We start from the raw sequence: 23,161 nt of genomic DNA on the forward strand, positions 1-23,161 counted from the left end.
CGGGCGGCGAACAGGGAAATTCCATGATCCAGATCGCCGCTCCTGCCACTAACGTCCCAAATCCCGCCGGCCGCCCGGCCCCCGTCGCGGCGGGCGCGGGCCTGCTCGCCTTCCTGTTGCCGGGCGGCGAGGCGGGGGGCGCGCCGGCGGGCGTGACCGGAGGGGACGCCATGCCCGGCGAACGGCAGGAGGATGCCGCCCCCGGCAGCGATTTGCCGGAGGGGGCGACCGACGACCTCCGCTTCCTCGCCGCCATGTTGCCGGGCGTCCCCCTGCCGGTCGCGCCGGAGGAGAAGGCATCGCTGCCGAGCGCCGCCTCCGGGCCGGTCGCGACCCCCGTGTCGGCGACCGATCGATCCGGGCCGAAGGCGGAGCGCTGGACGTTGCCGGCCATCTCCACTGTCGGGCCGCAGGCGCCGGTCGTGGCGCCCGATGCCGTTTCGCCCACGCCTCTTCCCGATGTCGTATCGGTCCGGGGTGAGGTTCCGGCCGTGCCGACCGCGCCCGCCATGTCGGTGGCACCGATCCCGACGGCCCCGGTGTCGCCCAAGACGCAGGCACCCGACATCGAAACGGCCGTGCCCATCGCGTGGCCTGCCGTGCCGGCTCCCGCCATGCCCGCCGTCGCCGCGCCGGCCGCCCCCTCGGCCGCCGTCGTGATGGCGGCCCGGACGATGGTGGCGGACGCGATACGGGCCGGCGTGCGGATCGAGACGGTGCCGCTGCCCGCCGCGCCGGTGCTGCCGCTGGCCCCGGTCGCGCTGCCGGCGAACTGGCAGGCGCAGGCCGCCCCCGTCGTCGCACTGGCGGGTCCGGTGCCGCTCGCGGCGGCGACCCCGATGCCGGTCGCGACCGATGCTGCGCCGGTCGCGCCCCTGCCAGCCGAGGGAGGGATCGACGCCGCCCACCCGGTGATGCCGAACCGCATCGATCAGCACGCTGCGCCGCTGCCGCAGGCGCAGCCGGTCCCGCCGGCCGTACCCGATCCGGCCGCCGCGCCGGTGTTCGCCGCCGCCGTGACGGCGGCGACCCAGCCGGCCGGCAAGGACCGCGACCCGGCCGCCCCGACCGATCCGCTCGCCGCGATCGCCCCGGCCGCCGCGACCCCGTCGGTCGTCGCCGTGGCACCGCCGAGCAGCGGCGAGCGGTCGATGCTCGACCTGACGCAGGAGCGCTGGCCGCAGGCGATGGTCGCGCATATCGAGCGGCTGCGCGATGCCGCCGATGCCGCCGACACGCGCATCCGGCTGGTGCCCGACGCGCTGGGCGCGATCGACATCGGCGTCCGCCAGGAGGGCGAGACGCTCCATGTCCATTTCACCGCCGCCGAGGCGCAGACGCGCAGCCTGTTGCAGGAGGCGCAACCCCGCCTCGCCGAAGCGGCCGAGCAGCGCGGGCTGAAACTGGGCCAGACCTCGGTCGGCCAGAACCAGGCGGAGGCCGGCAGCGGACAGCGCCAGCCCCAGCCCCAATCCCAGCATCAGGCCGCGCCGTCTCCGCGCCCGGCCTCCCCCCATCGAACCGCATCGGCGCGCGACGGCGATGACGATGCGCGTCTCGCCTGACCGAAGGACCCGATATGAGCGATACCAAGACCGAAGCTCCCGCCCCCGCGAAGAAGGGCGGCAAGAAGAAGCTGATCATCGGCGCGGCGGCGCTGCTGGTGCTGGTCGGCGGCGGGGTCGGCGCGGGCGTCTATGCCACCCAGTCCGGGCTGGTCGGCGGCAAGCATGAAGCGGCCGAAAAGCCCGCCAAGGACGAACCGCATCTCGTCCCCAAGAGCGAGCAGAAGCGCCCCGGTGAGGGTGGCGAAGGCGGCGAGGGCGGCGGTCATGGCGGCGGCGGCGGCGGCGAGGGGGAGGCAGAGGCCAAGACCGGCGGCGAGGGGATGCCCACGCCCGAGGGCCATGGCGGCGACCGCTATGCCTCCACCTACTACGCCATGGACAAGGATTTCACCTCCAACCTCCAGGACTCGGTGCACTTCATCCAGCTCGGCGTGGCGGTGTCGACGCCCTATGACGACAAGGTCGTCCAGAACCTCAAGACCAACGATATCGCGGTCCGTTCGGCGATCCTGATGGCGCTGGGCGACACGACGGAGGACCAGGTGTTCACCACCGCCGGCAAGCGCCAGCTCCAGGACCGGCTGGTCAAGGCGATTAACGCAACCTTGCAGCAAAAAGAGGGGTTTGGCGGCGTCAGTAACGTTTATTTTACCAGTTTCGTGGTTCAGTGAGACATGGTTAACGCCGCTTCACCAACCAGCGATCAACGCTCGCGCCGCCGCACGCCCGTGCCGGATGCGGAAGCGGCGACGCTGGGGGCGGCCCCGCTCAATCCCTTTGGCGACCTGCACACGCTCCAGCATCTGTCGGCGCGGCTGGCGCGTGGGCTGCGTCCGGTCTGGGAGCGGCTGTTGCGCCGCGAACTGCGCTGCGCGGCCGAGCCGCTGGTGGTGCAGCGCTTCGCCGATTACCGGGCGGAACGCGGCGACGCGCTCGCGGTCTGGCTGCCCTTCGCGGCGGATGCGGGGTCGGTGCGCGCCTTCGCGGTGTTGGACGGCGGCGCGCTGCTCCAGCTGCTCGACCAGTTCTTCGGCGGCACCGGTGCCGCGCCCGCGACGCTGCCGACCGAATTCTCGCCCGCCGCGCTCGCCATGGGCCGCCGTATCGCCGAGATGCTGGCGACGCCGCTGGCCCAGGCCTGGGAACCGCTGACCCGCATGGCCTTCGCCGCCGGCGCGCCGGAGACCGGGGCCGATCTGGACGGCGAGGATGCGGTGATCCTGACCCGCTTCGTGATCGATGCCGAGGGGCCGTCGCCGCTGACGCTCGACCTGCTCTATCCGGTCGCGCCGCTCAAGCCCCATGCGCCGACCCTGACCGGTAAGGTGCTGGACAAGGCCGAGCCCGATCCGGTGTGGCGCACGCAGCTGACCCGCGCCGCCATGGCGGTGCGCTTCCCGGTCCGTTCGGTACTGGCCGAACCGGTCGTCTCGCTCCAACTGCTGATGGATCTGAAGCCCGGCGACGTCATCCCGATCAGCATCGCCCCCGACGTGCCCGTGATGGTCGGCAACGACCGGCTGGGCCACGGCACCGTCGGCGTCTCGAACGGCCATGCCGCCATCCGTCTCACCGCGCTGGCACTTCCCGAAGGATTGAATCCATGAACCAGATGACCGGCCAATTCCCGGTCGACGCCGCGGTCGCCGCCAATTTCCGGCTGCTCCAGGATGTCGACGTCAAGCTGACCGTCGAGATCGGCTCGACCCATTTGTCGTTGCGCGAATTGCTGGCGCTGGGCGAGGGCAGCGTGATCGAGCTGGACCGCCAAGCCAATGAGCTGCTCGACGTGTTCGTCAACGGCACGTTGATCGGCCGGGGCGAGGTGGTGACGGTCGGCGACCGGTTCGGCGTGCGGATGACCGAGCTGGTCTCGCCCGACAAGGCCGGCGGGCTGCGGGGCTGATCCGATGCTCTGGTCCTACATCCTGAAGCTCGTCATCCTCCTGCCGCTGGTCTGCGGCCTGATGATCGGCTGCCTCTATCTGTGGCGGCGGCTGGAAAGCCGGATGCCCGGCCGGCCGGCGACGCGGCTGATCGCGGTGAAGGAGACGATGATGATCTCGCCGGGCCTGCGCCTGGCGGTGGTGGAGTTCGAGGGGCGGCTGCTGCTCGTCTCGGTCGGGCGTGGCGGCGTGTCGCTGGTCGACAAGGTGGACGCATGAGCATTTCCGTCACCCGCGGCGGTGTCGGTCCCGCGCTGGTCCGCGCCGGTCGCACGCCGCGCGCCGATCGCCGGTCGCGGGGCATGACGCTGCTCTGGATCGCGCTGGCGCTGGTCGTGGCGCTGATCGTCGCGATGCCGGCCTTCGCCCAGGCCGCCCCCCCGGTCGGTGCGCCGGGCGCGCCGGGTGCCGGGCGTCGGCGACGCGGTCGACCGCGCGCTGGGGCAGCTGGGCGGCCAGCAACAGGGCCAGTCCGCGCCGCTCAGCCTGTCATTGCAGGTCCTCATCATCATGGGGCTGCTGACGATCCTGCCGGGCATCCTGCTGATGATGACCAGCTTCACGCGGATCATCATCGTGCTGGCGGTGCTGCGCCAGGCGCTGGGCCTGCAACAGACGCCGCCCAACCAGGTACTGATCGGCCTGTCGCTGTTCCTCAGCCTGTTCGTGATGGCCCCGACGATCAGCCAGATCAACACCCAGGCGATCCAGCCCTATGCCGCCGGGCAGCTGGCCGGGACGCAGATGATCCAGACGGCGGCCACGCCGCTCCACCAGTTCATGACCAAGCAGACGCGGGTCAAGGACGTGACGATGTTCGCGCAGATGGCCAAGTCCGGCCCCTATGCCTCGCCCAACGACATTCCGTTCGCGGTGCTGCTGCCCGCCTTCGTCACCTCGGAGTTGAAGACGGCGTTCCAGATCGGCTTCCTGATCTTCCTGCCCTTCATCGTCATCGACCTGGTGGTGGCGACGGTGCTGATGAGCCTGGGCATGGCGATGCTGTCGCCGACGATCATCTCGCTGCCGTTCAAGCTGCTGCTGTTCGTGCTGGTCGATGGCTGGGCGCTGACCATGGGCAGCCTCGCCAACTCCTTCGCGACGTGAGGGCCGCCCTGCTCCTGCCTGAACCGGAGCATCGGCGCGACACGGCCACCCTCTCGAAACGGAACCCAAGGACATGGACGCCGATTATTTCCTGACCATCGCCAACCAGACCATGTGGGTGCTGGCGCTGGCGGCCGCGCCGATCCTGGTGCCGGCGCTGCTCGCCGGGCTGATCCTGGGGATGGTGCAGGCGGCGACCTCGATCAACGAGCAGACGCTGACCTTCGTGCCGAAGCTGGTCGTGGTGGCATTGTCGATCCTGATCTTCGGCGGGCTGATCCTGGGCCTGCTGTCCGACTTCACCGTGCAGATGTTCGAACGCATCCCGGACCTGGTGAAGTAGCGTCGCGATGCTGGGCTTCGGCCTCTCGATCGAGCCGCAGCTCTGGGCGCTCCTGTTCGTGATGGTGCGGATCGGCGCGGCGTTCGTGGCCGCGCCCGTGTTCGGCTCGGTCAGCCTGCCGCTGCTGGTCCGCGTCTCCCTGTCGGGCGCGGTCGGGGTGCTGGTGCTGGCGACGCACAGCATCGCGCCGCCGCCCAGCGTGTTCGCGGTCGCCACCTTCCTGTCGATCGCGGCCGAGGCGCTGGTCGGCTTCGCGATGGGCTTCATCCTCCAGATCGCCTTCGCCGCGCCGCTCATCGCCTCCGAACTGATCGGCGGCGCGATGGGGATCGGCTTCGCCTCGTCGATCGACCCGCAGAACGGGCGGTCCAGCCCGGCGCTGGGCCAGTTCTTCAGCATCATGCTGACGCTCCTGTTCCTGTCGATGGACGGGCATCTGGTGCTGGTCGACATGGTGGTCAAAAGCTATGCCGCGCTGCCGCCGGGCCAGGCGTGGCTGGGCGCGGACCGTTTCAAGGCGATCGCCTTCTTCGGCGGCTATGCCTTTCTGGCGGGGCTGCTGCTGGCGCTGCCGGTCGGCTTCCTGCTGCTCTGCCTCAACCTGGTCGTCGGCATGATGAGCCGCGCCGCACCGGCGCTCAACCTCTTCTCGGTCGGCCTGCCCGCCAGCCTCGCGGTCGGCGTGGTGGCGCTGGCGATCGCCTTCCCGGCGATGGGCGATTACATGCAGGTGATCGTGCAGGAGTCCTTGGGCGCGGTGCAGACCCTGGTGCTGGGCTGAGCCATGGCGGACGAATTCGGCGAAAAGACCGAGGCCCCGACCCAGAAGCGCCAAGACAAGGCGGTCGAGGACGGCAATGTCTGGCGCTCGCGCGATCTGGCGGCGGCGGTGGTGACGCTGGCGGGCGTCGGCTGGGTGCTGTTCATGGGGCCCGCCCTGCTCGCGGCGTGCAAGGCGGTGATGGCCGCCAGCTTCCAGTTCGGGCGCGGCGATGTCGAGGATTTCGCGCCCTGGCGGCCCCTGGCGGAGGCGGGATGGCGGCTGGCGGCACCGGTCGGCTCGCTGCTGGCGATCAGCCTGGCGGCGGCCCTGGTGTCGGGCGCGATGCTCGGCCATTTCGGCTTCAACGGCGGGCTGCTCGCGCCCAAGGCCAGCCGCATCAATCCCGCCTCGGGCGTGAAGCGCATCTTCGGGATGCAGGGCTGGATCGAGCTGGCCAAGTCGCTGCTCAAGGTCGTGCTGCTCGGCAGCATCGGCGGCTGGATGCTGTGGAAGGCGTCGCGGGCCACGCTCGGCCTGTCCTCGTCCAGCCTGCCCCAGGCGCTGAACGAGGTCGGCGGCACCTTCACCGGCATCCTGGTCGCGATGGCGCTGGGCATGGTCGCGATCGCCGGCATCGACGTGCCGGTCCAGTGGCTGCAACGGATGCGCAAGCTGCGCATGTCGAAGCAGGAGATCAAGGACGAGCATAAGGAAAGCGAAGGCTCGCCCGAGGCCAAGGGCCATATCCGCGCGCGCCAGCGGGCGATCCTGACCGGCGGCGCGCGCAAGGCGGTGCAGGAGGCGCATGTCGTGCTGACCAACCCGACCCATTTCGCGGTGGCGTTGCGCTACGACCGGGGCCGGGACCAGGTGCCGGTGGTGGTCGCCAAGGGGCGCGGCGCGACCGCGCTCGCCATTCGCGAGATCGCCGGCGAGATGGCGGTGCCGATCTTGGAATATCCGGCGCTGGCCCGCGCGGTCTATTACACCAGCCGCGAGGGGCAGGAGGTGCGCGACGACCTGTATGTGGCGATCGCGACCGTGCTCGCCTTCGTCTTCGGGCTGAACGCGAAGGTCGGGGGCAGCGCCGCGCCGTTGCCGCCGGTCGAGGTGCCCGACACCGCGCGCTTCGACGAGAATGGCGCCAAGCAGTAAATCCTAAAGGATGCGGCCCGCCGGCCGTTTACCCTGCCAGACAAGGGACGGGTGATGACCAGTACGACCTCGGCGACCAGTGGCTCTTCCTCCATCACCCAGGCGCTGGGCGTGGGATCGGGCATCGACCTGAAGGCGCTGGTCGCCTCGCTGGTCGATGCGCAATATGCCGCCAAGACCAGCCAGTTCACCGCGCGCCAGGACACGCTGACCGCGCAGATCAGCGGTCTCGCCAAGCTGAAGAGCGGCATCACCGGTTTCGATTCGGCGCTGCGCTCGCTGGTCAAGGGCGGCTCGCTCGCGACCCAGCCGACCAGTTCCAATACCGGCGTCGCGGTGGTCAGCCGGCTGACAGGGGCGAAGGTCGCCGGGATCAGCGCGAAGATCGACGTCACCCAGCTCGCCGCCGCGCAGGCCGCGACCACGAACACTCCGGTCGGCGCGACCGACGGGTTCCGCGCCGGCACGCTGTCGGTGGCGATCGGCAGCTATGTGACGGACCAGGACGGCAAGACCAGCCTGTCGGCCACCCGCAATGTCGCGGTCAGCATCGCGCCCGGCGCGACGCTGGGCGACATCGCCGCGCAGATCAAGGACAAGACCGGCCTGTCCGCCAGCGTCATCAGCGACGGCAACGGCCAGCGGCTGACGATCAAGGGCGCGACCGGCGCGTCCCAGGCGTTCGAGATCACCGGCAGCGACACGGGCGGCGACGGCGTGTCGCTCGCCACCCTGTCGGTCGGGCCGGGCGCGCAGGGAACCACCGTCGGCACCACCGCGCAGGATGCGGTGGTGATGCTCGACGGCGCGCGCTTCACGCGCAGCAGCAACACGATCAGCAACCTGTTCGACGGGGTGAGGCTCGACCTGCAATCGGTCGGCACGGTGACGATCGGCACCGCCAGCCCGTCCAACAGCCTGATGCAGGCGGCACAGGATTTCGTCGACACCTTCAATCAAGTGAAGGCGGTGATCGCCGAGGAGACCAACGTCACCGACGGCGTGCTGAAGACCGACAGCGCCGCGACCACGATGTTGCGCGCGCTGGGCGCGCTGACCACCACCCGGCTGGCGACCGTCGGCAGCGGCGGGGCGCAGACGCTGGCCGATATCGGCGTGTCGACCAATCGCGACGGCACGCTGTCGTTCAACACCGCCACCTTCAACAAGGCGATCGCGACCGATCCGGCGGCGGTCGAGGCGCTGTTCGCCGATGGCAGCGGGGCGAGCGGCGGCGGCCTGTCGGCGGCCCTGTCGGCGGTGGTCGGCAAGCTGACCGACAAGAATGCGGGGCTTGACGGCTCGACCGCGCGCTACACCAAGCAGCAGAGCGACCTGGCCGATGCCAAGAGCAAGGCGGACGATGCGGCGACGATACTGTCGACGCGCCTCACCAGCCAGTTCGCGGCGATGGACGCGCGCGTCGCGGCGTACAAGGCGACTCAGGCGTTCATGACGCAGCAGATCGCGCAGTGGACCAAGGGCAACGACTGATGGCCTATGCCTCCACCCTGCTCCGCGATCCCTGGGCGACGTATCGCGAGATCGATGCCGCCGGCCGCACCGCCCAGGCGGCGACCGGACCCAAGCTGGTGCAGCTCCTCTATGCCGAACTGGTCGCGGCGCTGCGTGCGGCGGCCTGTGCGGCAGAGCATCGCCAGCACCGTGTGAAGAGCGACCGGGTGACCCGCGCCACCGCGATCCTGTTCGCCCTGGAGACGGGGCTGGACTTCGACCAGGGCGGCGAGGTGTCGAAGACGCTGGCGCGGCTCTATGCCGGCACGCGCGCGCAGATCGTCCATGCCGCGCTGGACGACGACCCCACGCCGTTCCGCGCCACCGCCGACAGCATGGCCGAGATCGCCGCCGCCTGGGCCAGCATCTCGGCGGCGTGAGAGGGCGCGGCTGGAGCCCGATGACAATCTTGACTGAGGATCGTCATTGCGAGCGCAGCGAAGCAATCCATGCCCGCGCGCGTGACGCCCTGGATTGCTTCGCTGCGCTCGCAATGACGGTTTGAGTCAATCCGATGTCATCCTCTCCAAGCCTGTCCCGCCATTTCCGCGAAAGCGTGGCCTTTCAGGGGTCAATATTCCCCCATTAGGCACCACACCGGCGGAGGCCGGTGTGGTGCCTAATGCGTATGGGATGCGCTCGTGGCAGGCCGGGGCTCAGGCCGCGAACTGGTTCATCGTATTGTGGACGCCACCGGCCTTCAGCGCCGCCTCGCCTGCGAAATATTCCTTGTGGTCGTCGCCGATGTCGGAGCCGGACATGTTCTGGTGTCGGACGCAGGCGATGCCCTCGCGGATCTCGACCCGCTGGACGCCGCGGACATAGCCCAGCATCCCCGCCTCGCCGAAATAGTCGCGCGCCAGATGGTCGGTCGACAAGGCCGCGGTGTGATAGGTCGGCAGCGTGATCAGGTGGTGGAAGATGCCCGCCCGTGCCGAGGCGTCGCGCTGGAAGGTGCGGATCCGCTCATCCGCCTCCTGCGCCAGCGCGGTGTCGTCATAGTCAACGCTCATCAGCCGCGCCCGCTCGTAAGCGGATACGTCGCGCCCCGCCGCGCTCCACGCGTCATAAACCTGCTGGCGGAAGTTGAGCGTCCAGTTGAAGCTGGGGGAATTGTTGTAGACCAGCTTGGCGTCGGGCACGACCGCGCGGATGCGATCGACCATGCCGGCGATCTGGTCGATATGCGGCTTCTCCGTCTCGATCCACAACAGGTCCGCACCGTTCCGGAGCGCGGTGACGCAGTCCAGCACGCAGCGATCCTCGCCGGTGCCGGCGCGGAACTGGAACAGGTTGGAGGGGAGGCGCTTCGGCCGCATCAACTGCCCGTCCCGCTCGATCACCACATCGCCGCGCAAGGCGGAGAGGTCCGTCACCGGTTCGCAGTCGAGGAAGGCGTTATACTGGTCGCCCAGGTCGCCGGCCGCGCGCGAATAGGCGATCTGCTTGGTCAGCCCCGCGCCGAGCGAGTCGGTGCGCGCGACGATGACGCCATCCTCGACGCCCAGCTCCAGGAAGGCGTAGCGGCAGGCGCGGATCTTCGCTAGAAAGTCCTCGTGCGGGACGGTGACCTTGCCGTCCTGATGGCCGCATTGCTTCTCGTCGCTGACCTGGTTCTCGATCTGGAGCGCGCAGGCGCCGGCCTCGATCATCTTGCGGGCGAGCAGATAGGTCGCCTCGGCATTGCCGAAGCCGGCATCGATATCGGCGATGATCGGCACGACATGCGTCTCGTGATGGTCGATCGCGTGGAGCAGCCGCTGCGCCTCGATCGCGTTGCCGGCGGCGCGCGCCGTGTCGAGGTCGCGGAACATCATGCCCAGCTCGCGCGCATCGGCCTGGCGGAGGAAGGTGTAGAGTTCCTCGATCAGCGCGGGCACGCTGGTCTTCTCGTGCATCGACTGGTCGGGCAGCGGGCCGAACTGGCTGCGCAGCGCCGCGATCATCCAGCCCGACAGATAGAGGTAGCGGCCCTGCGTGCTGCCGAAATGCTTCTTGATGCTGATGATCTTCTGCTGGCCGATAAAGCCGTGCCAGCAGCCCAGCGACTGGGTGTAGCGCGCCGGGTCGGCGTCATAGGCGGCCATGTCGCGGCGCAGGATCGCGGCGGTGTGGCGCGCGATGTCGAGGCCGGTGCGGAACCGGTTCTGCGCGCGCATCCGGGCGACCGCGTCCGGGTCGATGCCGTCCCAGCTGCCCTGGTGCGCGTCGACCAGGCGGCGGATCTGGCTGGTCTGTTCCTGGTAGGTCATCGATGCGATCCTGTCGTGATGGGGAAGGTGGGCGGAGATGGGCGATGGCGACGGGGGAGCGACCCCACCCACGACCCTGCACCACCCCGGCCCTCGCCGGGGCGGGGGAAGGACAGAGGTCAGCCGAGCCGGCCGAGCCGGTGGTAGAGATTGGAGAATTTCACCGAGCGCGGGTCGTCGGCGATGCGGCGGACATAATCGGCAACCGCCTCCTTCATCAGGCTGAAATCCTCCGTCGAGAAGACGGCGCGGCTGCGTTGCGGTTCGTTCGGCATCGGAAATCCTCCTTCGCTCTGGCGGATCAGTCCGCCGGATAGATTGTGGTGTAATCCACCGAATCACCGCTGCTCAGCCTGTATCGATCCGGAATCGTGTCGCGGCGTCGGCCGGGGCGCGCTATGATCCGTCAGTTTGTAAATTTATCGACAGGATGCGGGATGGCGCGCGACAAGCTTTTCGCCGGACATGCGGTCCGCCGCCTGCGCCGCCGCACCGGCCTGACCCAGGCGGCGATGGCGGAGATGCTGGCGATCTCGCCCAGCTATCTGAACCTGATCGAGCGCAACCAACGCGCATTGCCCGCCGCCTTGCTGGTGGCGATGGCGGAGCGGTTCGACTTCGACCCGCGCGGGCTGGGCGGTGGCGATCCGGGCGGCGGGGCGGAGGCGATCCGGCGGCGGCTGGCCGATCCGCTGTTCGCCGACCTGGCGATCGACCGGCACGAGGTGGAGGAATGGTTGGCGGCCGCGCCGGGCGGGGCGGAGGCCTTCGCCCGCGCCTTCGACCGGATCGGTGGCGGCGGCGCATCGGGCGGGGGCGAGGACGATGATCCGATGCTGCTCGCCCGGCGCGAGATCGACCGCTGGCGCAACCATTTCGCCGATCTCGACGCCATGGCCGAGGCGCTGGCCGACGAATTGCGGCTGAGCGGCGCGGACCTGTACGGCGCGCTGGTCGAGCGGTTGCGCGTCCGCCACGGCCTGTCGATCCGCATCCTGCCGGTCGAGGTGCTGCCCGACCTGCTCCGCCGGCTCGACCTGCACGCCCGCCAGCTCCAGCTCAGCGAGCGGCTGGCTCCGGCCGAGCGGATATTCGCACTGGCGCACCAATTGGGGCAGGTCGAGGCGCGCACCGAGATCGACGCCCTGGCGCGCGGCGCGGGCTTTGCCGACCGGACGGCGGAGCGGCTGTTCCGCCAGCATCTGCTCGGCTATTTTGCGGGCGCGGTGATGATGCCCTATGCCCGCTTCCTGCGCGCCTGCGAGGCGAGCGGTTATGACCTGCTGATCCTGGAGCGGCGGTTCGGGGCGAGCTTCGACCAGGTGGCGCGGCGGCTGACGACCATGCAGCGCGTCGGCGCGCGCGGCCTGCCCTTCTTCCTCATCCGTATCGATCGGGCGGGACAGGTGGCCGAGCGGCTGGCGGGGGCGAGCGGCGCGGTGCTGGTCGAGGCGGCGGGGCGCTGCCCCCTGTGGCGGCTGCACCACGCCTTCGACCGGCCGGGCACGACGGGGGTGCAACTGGTCGAGCTGGAGGATGGCGCACGCTGGATCACGCTGACGCGCAGCACGCCTGCGCCGGGCGCGCCGACGGTCGGGCCGGAGGCAGTGCCGGCCGAATATGCGATCGGCCTGGGCGTCGCCGCCGCGCAGGCCGCCAGCCTGCACGCGGCGCGCGGGCTGGATCCGGCGGGCGCGGCGACGCCGATCGGCTTGGGGTGCCGCGCCTGCCTGCGCGCCGATTGCCCGCAACGCTCCGCCCCGCCCGCCGGCCGGGCGCGGATCGTGCAGGATCGCGAACGCGGCCTGTCACCCTATCGCTTCGCGGAGGGGTGACGGTGGATGGGCGCCGAGGCGCAAGACCTGCGTCTTCGCGTCGTCGCGCGAAAAGCAGGATCGATCAGCCTTTATCCGGCCGACAGGGTGCGGGCGCGCTCGTCCAGCCGGGCGATGGCGGCCTGCTGGATGCCGGGCGCGGCGACCAATACGCCGAAGGCGCGCGGATCGGGCTTGTTGAACGACAGGGGCTGGCCCAGCGCGTCGGACACGCCCGCGCCGGCCTCGCTGGCGACCAGCACGGCGGCGGCGATGTCCCATTCATTGCCCCAGCGCAACGTCGCGACCAGATCGGCCTCGTCCGCCGCGACCATGGCGATGCGCAGCGCGATCGAATTGGGCTTGTCGACCAGCACGAAGTCGCGATCCGCCTTGGGCAGGGCATCGGCCGGCACCCGCGTGCCCGCCAGTTCCACCCGATCGCCCACCGCCAGCGCGACGCCGTTGCGCCATGCGCCGCGGCCCGCCTTCGCCACCCAGCTTTCCCGCCGGGCCGGCGCGTCGAGCACCGCGAAGACCGGGCGGCCATTCTCGACCAGCGCGATCGACACGCACCAGCCGTCGCGCCCCCGGATATAGTCGCGCGTGCCGTCGATCGGATCGACCACCCAGACGCGGGCCTGCGCCAGCCGGTCGGGCGCGTCGGCCGTTTCCTCCGACAGCCAGCCGGCGTCGGGCAGCAGCGCCGACAGGCGCGCATGCAGCATCCGGTCGACATCCAGGTCGACCTCGCAGACCGGGCTGCCCGGCTCCTTCTCCCAGCGACGGAAATCGGTCCGCCAGCGGGCGAGCGCCATCTGACCCGCCTCGCGCGCGATATCGACCGCCGCCTCCAGGAGATAGCGGTCAGGCACTCGCGATCGTCATCCCGTCGATCCGCAGCGTCGGGACGTTGACGCCGTAGCGGAAGCGCAGGTCGTTGGCGGCGGTCATCGCCAGCAACATGTCCTTCAGGTTGCCGGCGATGGTGAACTCGGCGACCGGCGCGGCGATCTCGCCGTTCCGGATCAGGAAGCCGGCCGCGCCCCGGCTATAGTCGCCGGTGACGCCGTTCACGCCCATGCCGATCAATTCAGTGACATAGACGCCCTCGGCGATGTCGCCGATCAACGTTTCGACCGGCAGCTTGCCCCCGTCGAGATAGAGGTTGCTGGTCGACACGCCGGGCGCGCCGCCGATGCCGCGGCTGGCATGGCCGGTCGGCTCCAGCCCCAATTGGCGCGCGGCGGCGGAGTCGAGCAGCCAGGTCTCCAGCACCCCGTCCTCGACGATCGCGGTCGGCGACACCGCCAGCCCCTCGCCGTCGAAGGGGCGCGAGCGCAGGCCGTGCGGGCGATGCGGGTCGTCGCGCACCGACAGGCCGGCGGGCAGCACCGCCTCGCCCAGCGAGTCGAGCAGGAAACTGGTCCGGCGGGTAATCGCCGCGCCACCGATCGCACCGATCAGATGGCCGATCAGCGAGGCGCCGACGCGCGGGTCGAATACCACCGGCATCGCGCCGCTGGTCGGGCGGCCGGGATTGAGCCGCGCCACCGCCCGCTCGCCCGCCTCGCGGCCGATGGCGTCGGGGCCGTCGAGATGCTGGCGCTTGCGCGCGCCGTGATGCGCATAGTCGCGCTGCATCCCGCTGCCCTCGCCGGCCAGCACGCTGGCGGACAGGCCGTATCCGGTCGCGGCATAGGCGCCCGCGAAGCCGGTCGAGGTGGCGAGCGCCCACAGGCTGCGCGAGGTGCTGGCCCCGCCGCCCTCGCTGTTGGTGACGCCGGGCACGGCCCGTGCCGCATCCTCGGCCGCCAGCGCCAGGTCGCGCAGGGCTTCGGGCGAGGGTTCGCCCTGGCCGTTCGCCTGATCGTCCAGGTCGAGCTGCGGCGGCGCGCCGTGGAGCAGCCGCTCGGCGGGCGCGAGGCCGGCCCAGCGATCCTCTGGCGCCTCGCGCGCCATGGCGACGGCGCGTTCGACCAGCGCGTCCAGCGCCGCGTCGGACAGGTCGGAGGTGGACACGCTCGCCGAACGCTGACCGACGAAGACGCGCAGGCCCAGCTCGGCGCTTTCCGACCGGCCGACATCCTCCAGCTTGCCGAGCCGCACCGAAATCTCCAGTGCGCTGTCGGCGGCGAACACGGCATCGGCGGCATCGGCCCCGGCGGCGGTGGCGCGGGCGACGATGTCTTGGGCGCGGTCGCGCGCCTGGTCGGGGGACAACATGCCCGTGGACTTAAGCGCGGGTCTGCGCTCGCGCAACCTAACGGCTGAGGCCGACCACCAGAAAGGCGAGGAACAGCAGCAGCCCGGTGAAGCGGTTGCTGCGGAACCGGGCCAACGCGCCCGCGCCGTCGTCGGGCCGCAGCGTCGCGACCTGCCAGCCCAGATGCAGGCCGGCCGGGGCCAGCGCCGCGACCGCCAGCGGATCGGGCCGCACGCTCCAGATCGCCAGCGCCCAGGCGAGAAGCGCGCCGGCATAGAAGCCCGCCACGCCGCCGCGCACCCGCCGGCCCATCCGCAGCGCCGAGGAGCGGACGCCGATCAGCGCATCGTCCTCCCGGTCCTGCAACGCATAGATGGTGTCATAGCCGATCACCCACAGGATCGATCCCAGATAGAGCCACCAGATCGGCGCGGACAGGTCGCCCGCCGTCTCGCTCCACCCGACCAGCGCCGCCCAGGAGAAGACCAGCCCCAGCCACGCCTGCGGCCACCAGGTGATCCGCTTCATGAAGGGATAGGCGGCGACCGGCGCCAGGCTGGCGAGCGCGACCCCGGCGGCGAGCGGATGGAGCTGCACCAGCACCACCAGCCCCACTAGGCTGAGCGCGACCAGCCACAGCCAGGCGGTGCGCAGCGAGACGAGGCCGCTGGGGATCGGCCGCGCGGCGGTGCGCGCGACCTGCGCGTCGAGATCGCGGTCGATGATGTCGTTATAGACGCAGCCCGCGCCGCGCATCGCGATCGACCCGGCCAGGATCCACAGGATCAGCGGCCAGCGCGTCGCCGCCCCGCCGGCCAGCGCCACGCCCCAGGCGCCGGGCCAGAACAGCAGCCACCAGCCGATCGGCCGGTCGAACCGGGCCAGCAGGGCGAGGCCGCGCAAGGTCGCGGGAAGGCGCGCGACGAGCCCGCGATGCTCGCTGTCGGGAACGATGCCGATGGTCATCACGCGGCCTTATCGCAGCCGGCGCGCGGCGTCACCTTGCCGGGAAGCGGTAACGGCCGTGCGAAGACGCGATGCTGGGACGGGGGCGGGGGAGGCGGACGAACCCGCCCGTCCCGCCCTCCGCCGGGGTGGCGCACGCTCTTGGTGCTCCAGGCATCTTGAGACGCCCGCGCCTCCGCCATTGGCGCACCCCCGATCCGTCGCTATCCGGGGACGCATCATGCCTCGGCGCGCATCCTCTTGATCGGCCTGTCGGTCGCGGTCGGGCGCTTCGTCGAGGCGCTGTTCTGGGCGATCTTCCGCGTCGCCGGGGCGGTGGCGGGCGCGGCGATCCTGGCGGTCGTCGCGGCGGCGGCGCTCTGGTGGATCGGTCGCCGCCTGCTCCGCCGGAGACGCTGATGCCCGCCACCCCCGCCTGGCCACCCCAATCGACGCCGCGGCTGTTCGTCGACGACGCACTCGCCGCCGGTCCGCGCCGGATCGACGGACCGGCGGCGCATTACCTGCTGTCGGTCATGCGGCTGAAGCCGGGCGCGCCGGTCAAGCTGTTCGACGACCGCACCGGCGAATGGCTCGCCACCGTGGCCGATGCCGGCAAGCGCGACCTGACGCTCACCGTCGAGACGCTGCTCCGCCCGCGCGAGCCGGTGCCCGACCTGTGGCTGTGCGCCGCGCCGCTGAAGAAGGGCCGGGTCGACTGGATGGCGGAAAAGGCGTGCGAGCTGGGCGTCGCGCGGCTGGTGCCGGTCGTCACCCGGCGCACCGTGGTCGACAAGCCCAATGGCGAGCGGCTGCGCGCGCATCTGGTCGAGGCGGCGGAGCAATGCGACCGCACCGCGCTGCCCGAACTGGCCGAACCGGTGAAGCTGCCCGCCCTGCTGCGCGACTGGCCGGCGGAGCGCGCGCTGTTCTTCGCCGACGAGACGGGCGGGGAGCCGGCGTTCCAGGCGATGGCGGCGCGGCCCGGCCCGGCGGCGATCCTGATCGGGCCGGAGGGCGGCTTCGACGCGGAGGAGCGGGCGGCGGTGCGCGGGCATCCGGCGGCGGTCGGCATCGCGCTCGGCCCCCGCATCCTGCGCGCCGACACGGCGGCGGCGGCGGCGGTGGCGCTGTGGATGGCGGCGGCGGGCGACTGGCGGTCGTGACTTTCGATCGTCCGCAGGCGCTTGCACGGGGCGGCCGCACCGGGCAGACACCCGCACAACGGGAACGGGCAGGACGACAGACATGACCGCAGCGACGACGAACAGCGGCTCGGGGACGGGCACGGGTGAACGGCGCGCCGTGGTCTGCGTGATGGGCGCGGGGTCGCTGCGCTATGCCAAGGCGTGTCTGGCCAGCCTGATCCGCAACGTCGCCGAGCCGATCGAGCTGATCGTCGTCACCGATGGCGACAAGGACGTCGCCGCGATCAGCGCCGCGCTGGCGGAGGTCGATGCCCCGCGCCACAGCGCCTGGAGCGTCGTCGGGAAAGCGGCGGTGGATGCCATCGCCGAGGAACGGCTGGCGGGACAGCCGGCGGTGCGCCGGTTCCGCAATGGCCATCCCTGCTGGCGCAAGATCACCGATCCCGCGCTGGTCGTGGATGAGGGCCGGCCTGTCGTCATCATCGATCCCGACGTCTATTTCCCCAACCGCTTCACCTTCGAGCCCGCGCCGGCGCGCGGCGTGCTGCTGATGTGGCAGGGGCCGAACTGCCTGTTGCCGAAGGAGGTGGTCGAGACCGCGTTCGACCGGCAGGTGGCGCTCGCCGACCATACCGATATCGGCGTCGCGCAGGTGCGCGGGATCGACTGGGCCTATCTGGAGACACTGCTGGTCGAGCTGGGCGACGCGGCGTTGCCCACCTGGTCGATGCACGTCGAGTCGATCGTATGGGCGGCGCTGGCGATGCGCGAGGGCGGCGGCTATTTCGATCCCACCGCCTGGCATTGCTTCGCCAACAGCGTGTCGGTGCGGCTGCGGCGCAAGATGGGGCGCGACGGCGTGGCGATGCTGCGCGACCTGAACCTGCAATCGGCCAAGTGCCTCCATGCCGGCGGCGTCGCCAAGAACTGGCTGGTCGATGCGGAGCGCGCCGGCCTGTTCGACCATCCCGCCGACCTGACCGCGCCGACGCCGGTCCGCCCCTATCAGCCCTTCACCCGCCAGAAGTTCGACCGCAAGTTCCGGCTGCGGGCGGTGGCGGCCAAGCTGGGGCTGTACAAACTGTTGGCGCAATAGGAAAAATCACCTGCGGCGCGACGGCGGATCGGGATCGCTTCAATCCCGGCTGGCGTCCGCCTTCACGCGCGCGTAAGGGCCCGCCATGACCACCAAGACCGCCGAACCCAAGCGCTCGCCGATCATCGAATCGCGGGACCAGTTGATCGCCAGCTTCGCGCGCGGCGAGAAACCGGCGGAACGCTGGCGGATCGGCACCGAGCATGAGAAATTCGTCTATCGCACCGCCGATCACAGCGCGCCGGACTATGCGTCGCCGGGCGGCATCAAGGATCTGCTCGCCGACCTGACCCGGCATGGCTGGCAGCCGGTGACCGAGGGCGACACGGTGATCGCGCTGAGCGGCCAGGACGGCAGCGTCAGCCTGGAGCCGGCGGGCCAGTTCGAACTGTCCGGTGCGCCGCTCGACAATCTCCACCAGACCTGCGCCGAGACCGGCCGGCATCTGGCGCAGGTCAAGGAAGCGGGCGAGCGGCTGGGCCTGGGCTTTCTGGGCCTGGGCATGTGGCCCGACAAGGCGCGCGCCGACCTGCCGGTGATGCCCAAGGGCCGCTACGACATCATGCGCCGGCACATGCCGCGCGTCGGCTCGATGGGCCTGGACATGATGCTGCGCACCTGCACCATCCAGGTCAATCTCGACTATGCGTCGGAAGCGGACATGGTGCAGAAGTTCCGCGTCGGTCTGGCGCTCCAGCCGCTCGCCACCGCGCTGTTCGCCAACTCGCCCTTCACCGAGGGCAAGCCCAACGGCAAGCTGTCCTATCGCAGCCATATCTGGTCGGACACCGATCCGGCGCGCACCGGCATGCTGCCCTTCGTGTTCGAGGACGGCTTCGGCTATGAGCGGTACGCCGACTATATGCTCGATGTGCCGATGTACTTCGTCTATCGCGACGGACGCTATATCGACGCCGCCGGCCTGTCGTTCCGCGACTTCCTGAAGGGCGAATTGTCGGTGCTGCCGGGCGAGAAGCCGACGCTGGACGACTGGACCGACCATCTCTCCACCGCCTTTCCCGAGGTGCGGCTCAAGACCTTCCTGGAGATGCGCGGCGCCGATGGGGGCCCGTGGAACCGCATCTGCGCGCTGCCCGCGCTGTGGGTCGGCCTGCTCTATGACCAGGGGGCGCTGGACGCGGCCTGGAATCTCGTGAAGCACTGGACGCTGGAGGAGCGCCAGACCCTGCGTGACGCGGTGCCGACATTGGCGCTCGACGCGCCGGTGCCGGGCGGGGGGCGCCTGCGCGACATCGCTAGCGAAGTGCTCGATATCGCGCATCAGGGCCTGGCGGCACGCGGCCGGCTCAACGCGGCGGGCGAGAACGAGACCGGCTTCCTCGATCCCCTGCGCGAGATCGTGCGCAGCGGCGTGGTGCCGGCCCAGTCGCTGCTCGACCGCTATCACGGCATCTGGGGCGGCGACGTGTCGCGCGTCTATGCCGAGGAGAGTTTCTGACTTCGTTGTCGGAACCACAAGGACTGAAGTTCTGGTCGTTTCAACGACGACTATGATGTGATATTTGCGCCTCCGGTCGCCGGCGCTTCCGGCATGCTTTACATGGCCGGGGGGGCATGGATGCGGATACGCTCATTGGATGCGGTGCGGGGAATCGCGGCTGTCATAGTGTTGCTATGGCATGTGAGCTTGACCATCACGGCGACGGCCCATCAGCCATCATGGCTGTTTGCATCACCGCTACGCATGCTGGTTGCGGGGCCGCCTGCCGTCATTCTTTTCTTCGTGCTGAGCGGGTTGGTTCTTGCGCCAAGCGCTTCACTGGGCAGAGAGTATCTACCTTATATCGTTAGTCGGTGCATCCGGATCTGGATGCCCTTCGCGGCATCGATTGTTATTGCTGTAATCTTATGCGGCTTGCTGGGGCAAGACCCGCTGCGGGACGTGACCGGCTGGTTCAACTATAGCTGGAGCGACCCGGTCAGCGGCATGCTGGTCCTGCATCATTTGTTGATGACGGGTGCCAAGGATACGCTGAACAATCCGGCGTGGAGCCTTTTCCACGAAATGCGGATCGCCTTTATCCTCCCGTTTTTCGTCGTTGGATTGCGCCTGCGCCCGATGGAAACATGTGCGGCAACTTTGATCTTATTGATTATAGCGAGTTGGGCGATCCACTTGACGGATCGTTTCATAGTGCGATCCATCCTCACTTCGATGCAATATGTATCACTTTTCGTTGCGGGGTCGCTGATAGCAATCAACGCCAAGAGTGTATCGGCATGGATTGATGCCCGGTCGCCGCGATCGATCGCCATTGCATGGATTTTAGGCGTGGGATTGCTATGCTTTCCGCCATTTCAGGTGGGGTGGATAAGTGGCCCGGCAAATCTATTGTGGCTTTTGCTGCAAGGGGTGGGGGCGTGTATCATCCTGTCACTGTGCCTGTCCGACGCGGCTACACCTTCGTTTCTCCTGGGCAGAGCGACCAGCTTCCTTGGGCAAATATCCTATAGCCTGTATCTTACGCACATGCTGGTTCTGATCAGCGTTGTCAGGTTGATGGACGGTCATGCGCCATCTTGGATGGGGACCCTCCTGTCCGTGTCGCTTGTTTTTCCCTTCGCAATGGCATTTCATCACTGGATCGAACGCCCCTCGTCTATGCTGGCGCGACACTTGGCGAAGCAAGTTCCTATCTGGTTTGCACGCTCAGCATCATGGCGGCTTCATCCTGATGCGCGCGGGCGATAGGAAACTGCCATCGTCGATCAGACCGGGTCGATCATCACCGCGGCGATCCGCACGGCGTTGACCGGGCCGTCGGGGCCGCCCGCGCCCTTGTAGGTGGCGTTGGCGGCGAGCGCGCTCATGTTGAGGAAGTCGCTGAGGTCCAGCCGGTATCGGCCGGCGGGCAGCGTGACATAGACGCGGGTCGAGGCCCGCAACGGATGCGCGTCGCCGATGCCGCGGATATGCGGCATCTGGACGATCCCGCCGGTACGGCCGCCGGGGCCGGTCAGGGTCAGCCGCTTCACGCCGTTGGTGATGCCGGTGTTGAGCGGCCCGACATGATTGTCGTAGCGCAGGCTGATCGCATAGGTGCCGGCGCGCGGGATCGTCACGTCGGCGATGCTCGCCCGCATCCCCGTGCCGAGCAGCAAGGTGGGTTCCGCCACCCCGTCCGCCCCGGCGGGCAAGCGGCGGCCGGTGCCGGAGAGGCGCGGGTCGTCGATCGCGATCGTCTGCGCCGACCGGCCGCGCACGCAGGCCGCTGCCGAGGGTTGCGAGGCGAGGCCGCTGCCGGTGAAGGTCGCGATCGCGCTGTAGCAGGCGGTGCGTTCGGGATCGCGGCCGCGATCGGTCCAGCCGGTCGCGCGCAGGTCGCGCGCCACTGGTCGGCCGTCGCGCAGCAGCGTGTAGCGGACCGGGGCGATGGGGGTGGGGCCGGTGATCGCCAGTCGCACGCCGTCCGCCTGGGCGTTGGCGGTCAGGCCCGGCGTCGCGGGCATGAAGGCGCGGGGATCGTCATGGCTGGTCGCCGGGATCGCCGCCACGGTGGCGACGCGCGTGGCGGAGCGTCGCGCCTTGCCGAACGTCACCTCGATCCGGTTTTCGCCCGGTAACAGATCGCGCGTGGTGATCCGGACGGGGGCGGGGCGGCCGTTGAGCAGGATGCGCGCGACCGGATAGACGCCGCCGGCCGCCGACCGGGGCGGCAGGCGAAGCGTGATCGCGATCGGCCGGCCGGCATAGTCGAGCCGCGCCAGCGTCGCCGTGTCGCCCGGCCCCAGCAATGTGCGCATATGCGTGGTCAGGAACGGGGTGACGCGCACGCCGTCCGCCTCCGGATGCCAGCCGAACAGGGTGGCGGTGACCGCGCCGATATAGCCGCCGACCGACCAGAGCTGGCGGCGGGCATTGATCTCCGGCCCGTCGTCGAAGCGTGAACGGCCGGTGAGCCATTCGAGATTCTCCATGTTCGACAAGTGCAGCACCGCGCCGCGCATCAGCGCGTCCAGGCTGCGGTCGGCGGCGGCGACATGGCCCGCCCGCGCCGCCGCCGCCAGCGTATAGGCGGTGACGAACGGCCATTGCGCGCGGTTGTGGTAGACGAACTGGCCCGGCGCCTGGGGCCAGACGACGGGCGGGCCGTAGGGCGCGAACGGATAGCGCGACAGGATGGTGCGCGCCTGGGCCGCGTCGGCGATCCCCGACAGGATCGCCAGATCATTGCCGAGCAGGTCGTATTTGGCGATCGGGTAGGGCGTCGCATCGGCGCTGACATAAGTGGCGAACAGCCCCGCCTTCGCATCCCAGAAGCCACGCGCGATCGCACCGCGCAAGCTGCCGGCCCAGCCGTCATAGCGCGTGGCCAGCGCCGCCTGCCCCTGCTCGCTTGCCAGCCGTGCGGCGAGGCGGAGGGCGCGATAGTGGAGGATGTTGGTCGACAGCCCCTTCATCTGTGCCATCGCCGACAGGTCGTCGAGGATCCACGGCGCATAGGTCTGGTCGCGCCAGTCGAGGAAACTGTGCTCGCCGCCATAGAGCCCGTCGCGCGGGTCATAGGCGGCGACCCGGTCCGCCTCCAGGGTGCCGGTGAGCGCGGTGAGCGCGGCCCGCGCGAACCGGTCGCGCGCGGGGCCGTCGAGATTGGCCAGCGTCCGCTCCGCGCCCAGGGCCCAGGCGGTGCGGTCGGTGCTGATCGGCCAGCTGCCGCCCGACCCGGTGTCCTGCACGATCTGACGCGAGGCCGCCGGGATCTCGGGCGGGACCGCGACGCCGGCGCGGATGTCGCTAGTCTTGAACATCAGGCTGTCGACCGCGCGGCCCGGATCGATCGCCGCCAGCCCCAGGTCGAGCGCGTAGGACAGGTCGCGCGTCCAGACATAATGCCATTGCGAACCCGTCTCGAAACAATGGCAGGCGATTGGGCGGCCGCCATTATAGGCATCGTCCTTGATCGCCTCGACCGAGGCCTGGTGCGCATCGTCGATGGCGAGCGCGAACAGCGCGTCGAACCGGTCGCTGCCGCTGGCGACATAGGGGCCGGTGCCCTCGGTGACGGTGCGCCGCTGGGGACCGTCGTCGCGCTGCGGCTGGCTGGTCGACCAGGTGAAGCGGCGCGCGCCCGGCGTGCCGGTGGCGGCGCTCGCCACCGTCTCCGCCGGGCCACCGCCGTTCGGATAGGGCGGCACCGTCGTCACCTGTTCCTGCTGTGCCGCCGCGCCGGTCGCCAGCGCCGCGAGCGACACCAGGCCGAGGGCGCGCCATCCAAGGCCGAGGGGCGGAACCTGCATATCACTCTCCCATGGGCGCATCGTGTCGCCTTCTGCCCTCTGCT

The 23,161-nt window shown here is 70.1% G+C and carries 22 protein-coding genes and 1 pseudogene; 17 read left to right on the forward strand and 6 right to left on the reverse strand.

What is annotated here, in order from left to right; all coding sequences use genetic code 11:
- Window positions 1-23 precede the first annotated feature (23 nt).
- The 11 genes and pseudogenes from QE452_RS17595 (at window position 24) to QE452_RS17645 (ending at window position 8,777) form a co-directional block, all read left to right on the forward strand.
- On the forward strand, window positions 24-1,565 hold the full coding sequence (locus QE452_RS17595) for a flagellar hook-length control protein FliK (RefSeq protein ID WP_309660041.1): 1,542 nt from the start codon (window positions 24-26) through the stop codon (window positions 1,563-1,565).
- A 14-nt stretch (window positions 1,566-1,579) separates the two neighbouring features.
- The gene (gene fliL, locus QE452_RS17600) at window positions 1,580-2,239 is read left to right on the forward strand and encodes a flagellar basal body-associated FliL family protein (protein WP_309660040.1); all 660 of its coding nucleotides are present in this window, start codon (window positions 1,580-1,582) and stop codon (window positions 2,237-2,239) included.
- 3 nt (window positions 2,240-2,242) lie between these two features.
- Window positions 2,243-3,175, forward strand: coding sequence for a flagellar motor switch protein FliM (locus tag QE452_RS17605; protein ID WP_309660039.1), 933 nt, complete (start codon window positions 2,243-2,245; stop codon window positions 3,173-3,175).
- Window positions 3,172-3,474 (forward strand): flagellar motor switch protein FliN, encoded by a 303-nt coding sequence (gene fliN / locus QE452_RS17610; protein ID WP_125993587.1) that lies wholly within the window; start codon window positions 3,172-3,174, stop codon window positions 3,472-3,474. The genes QE452_RS17605 and fliN overlap by 4 nt, the downstream gene beginning before the upstream one ends.
- Before the next feature lie 4 nt (window positions 3,475-3,478).
- Window positions 3,479-3,733 (forward strand): flagellar biosynthetic protein FliO, encoded by a 255-nt coding sequence (locus QE452_RS17615; RefSeq protein WP_309660038.1) that lies wholly within the window; start codon window positions 3,479-3,481, stop codon window positions 3,731-3,733.
- An 83-nt stretch (window positions 3,734-3,816) separates the two neighbouring features.
- A pseudogene (fliP, locus tag QE452_RS17620) lies at window positions 3,817-4,621 on the forward strand (flagellar type III secretion system pore protein FliP).
- 73 nt (window positions 4,622-4,694) lie between these two features.
- On the forward strand, window positions 4,695-4,964 hold the full coding sequence (gene fliQ, locus QE452_RS17625) for a flagellar biosynthesis protein FliQ (protein WP_125993583.1): 270 nt from the start codon (window positions 4,695-4,697) through the stop codon (window positions 4,962-4,964).
- Window positions 4,965-4,971: 7 nt separating this feature from the next.
- The gene (fliR, locus tag QE452_RS17630) at window positions 4,972-5,745 is read left to right on the forward strand and encodes a flagellar biosynthetic protein FliR (protein ID WP_309660036.1); all 774 of its coding nucleotides are present in this window, start codon (window positions 4,972-4,974) and stop codon (window positions 5,743-5,745) included.
- Between the two features lie 3 nt (window positions 5,746-5,748).
- Window positions 5,749-6,882: a flagellar type III secretion system protein FlhB gene (locus tag QE452_RS17635; protein ID WP_309660035.1), complete on the forward strand. Its 1,134-nt coding sequence runs from the start codon at window positions 5,749-5,751 to the stop codon at window positions 6,880-6,882.
- A gap of 54 nt (window positions 6,883-6,936) precedes the next feature.
- The gene (gene fliD / locus QE452_RS17640) at window positions 6,937-8,376 is read left to right on the forward strand and encodes a flagellar filament capping protein FliD (RefSeq protein ID WP_309660034.1); all 1,440 of its coding nucleotides are present in this window, start codon (window positions 6,937-6,939) and stop codon (window positions 8,374-8,376) included.
- Window positions 8,376-8,777, forward strand: a complete 402-nt coding sequence (locus tag QE452_RS17645; protein WP_309660033.1) for a flagellar protein FliS — start codon at window positions 8,376-8,378, stop codon at window positions 8,775-8,777. Before fliD ends, QE452_RS17645 begins: the two co-directional genes overlap by 1 nt.
- A 276-nt stretch (window positions 8,778-9,053) precedes the next feature.
- Here QE452_RS17645 and QE452_RS17650 read toward each other — a convergent pair whose 3' ends face one another.
- Together QE452_RS17650 and QE452_RS17655 are read right to left on the reverse strand one after the other, a co-directional pair.
- Window positions 9,054-10,649: an isocitrate lyase gene (locus QE452_RS17650; RefSeq protein WP_309660032.1), complete on the reverse strand. Its 1,596-nt coding sequence runs from the start codon at window positions 10,647-10,649 to the stop codon at window positions 9,054-9,056.
- Between the two features lie 119 nt (window positions 10,650-10,768).
- Window positions 10,769-10,924 (reverse strand): hypothetical protein, encoded by a 156-nt coding sequence (locus QE452_RS17655; RefSeq protein ID WP_164523519.1) that lies wholly within the window; start codon window positions 10,922-10,924, stop codon window positions 10,769-10,771.
- A gap of 162 nt (window positions 10,925-11,086) precedes the next feature.
- On the opposite strand from QE452_RS17655, the gene QE452_RS17660 reads away from it, so the two are divergent.
- A complete protein-coding gene (locus tag QE452_RS17660) occupies window positions 11,087-12,484 on the forward strand; it encodes a short-chain fatty acyl-CoA regulator family protein (RefSeq protein ID WP_309660031.1) in 1,398 nt (465 codons plus the stop codon).
- A gap of 71 nt (window positions 12,485-12,555) precedes the next feature.
- Here QE452_RS17660 and QE452_RS17665 read toward each other — a convergent pair whose 3' ends face one another.
- From QE452_RS17665 to ubiA, 3 genes are read right to left on the reverse strand one after another with little or no spacing between them, the layout of a single operon-like run.
- On the reverse strand, window positions 12,556-13,338 hold the full coding sequence (locus QE452_RS17665) for a 3'(2'),5'-bisphosphate nucleotidase CysQ (protein ID WP_125993573.1): 783 nt from the start codon (window positions 13,336-13,338) through the stop codon (window positions 12,556-12,558).
- The gene (locus tag QE452_RS17670; RefSeq protein ID WP_309660030.1) at window positions 13,331-14,689 is read right to left on the reverse strand and encodes a metallopeptidase TldD-related protein; all 1,359 of its coding nucleotides are present in this window, start codon (window positions 14,687-14,689) and stop codon (window positions 13,331-13,333) included. Before QE452_RS17670 ends, QE452_RS17665 begins: the two co-directional genes overlap by 8 nt.
- A gap of 37 nt (window positions 14,690-14,726) precedes the next feature.
- On the reverse strand, window positions 14,727-15,635 hold the full coding sequence (ubiA, locus tag QE452_RS17675) for a 4-hydroxybenzoate octaprenyltransferase (RefSeq protein WP_309660029.1): 909 nt from the start codon (window positions 15,633-15,635) through the stop codon (window positions 14,727-14,729).
- Window positions 15,636-15,875: 240 nt separating this feature from the next.
- Here ubiA and QE452_RS17680 point away from each other — a divergent pair, with 240 nt between their 5' ends.
- The 5 genes from QE452_RS17680 to QE452_RS17700 all read left to right on the forward strand — a co-directional run bounded on the left by QE452_RS17680 (window position 15,876) and on the right by QE452_RS17700 (window position 20,571).
- Window positions 15,876-16,034, forward strand: a complete 159-nt coding sequence (locus tag QE452_RS17680; RefSeq protein ID WP_164523518.1) for a hypothetical protein — start codon at window positions 15,876-15,878, stop codon at window positions 16,032-16,034.
- Window positions 16,034-16,780 carry a 16S rRNA (uracil(1498)-N(3))-methyltransferase gene (locus QE452_RS17685; protein ID WP_309660028.1) on the forward strand — a complete coding sequence of 249 codons (747 nt, stop codon included), beginning with the start codon at window positions 16,034-16,036 and terminating at the stop codon, window positions 16,778-16,780. Before QE452_RS17680 ends, QE452_RS17685 begins: the two co-directional genes overlap by 1 nt.
- A gap of 82 nt (window positions 16,781-16,862) precedes the next feature.
- Window positions 16,863-17,858, forward strand: a complete 996-nt coding sequence (locus QE452_RS17690) for a glycosyltransferase family A protein (protein WP_309660027.1) — start codon at window positions 16,863-16,865, stop codon at window positions 17,856-17,858.
- Window positions 17,859-17,943: 85 nt separating this feature from the next.
- A complete protein-coding gene (locus QE452_RS17695; RefSeq protein ID WP_309660026.1) occupies window positions 17,944-19,317 on the forward strand; it encodes a glutamate--cysteine ligase in 1,374 nt (457 codons plus the stop codon).
- Window positions 19,318-19,437: 120 nt separating this feature from the next.
- Entirely contained in the window at window positions 19,438-20,571 is a 1,134-nt protein-coding gene (locus QE452_RS17700; protein WP_309730573.1) for an acyltransferase, read from the forward strand.
- Between the two features lie 17 nt (window positions 20,572-20,588).
- Here QE452_RS17700 and QE452_RS17705 read toward each other — a convergent pair whose 3' ends face one another.
- A complete protein-coding gene (locus QE452_RS17705; RefSeq protein ID WP_309660024.1) occupies window positions 20,589-23,117 on the reverse strand; it encodes an MGH1-like glycoside hydrolase domain-containing protein in 2,529 nt (842 codons plus the stop codon).
- Window positions 23,118-23,161: the final 44 nt, after the last annotated feature.

It is taken from the genome of Sphingomonas sp. SORGH_AS_0438, assembly GCF_031453475.1.
Lineage (GTDB): Bacteria > Pseudomonadota > Alphaproteobacteria > Sphingomonadales > Sphingomonadaceae > Sphingomonas.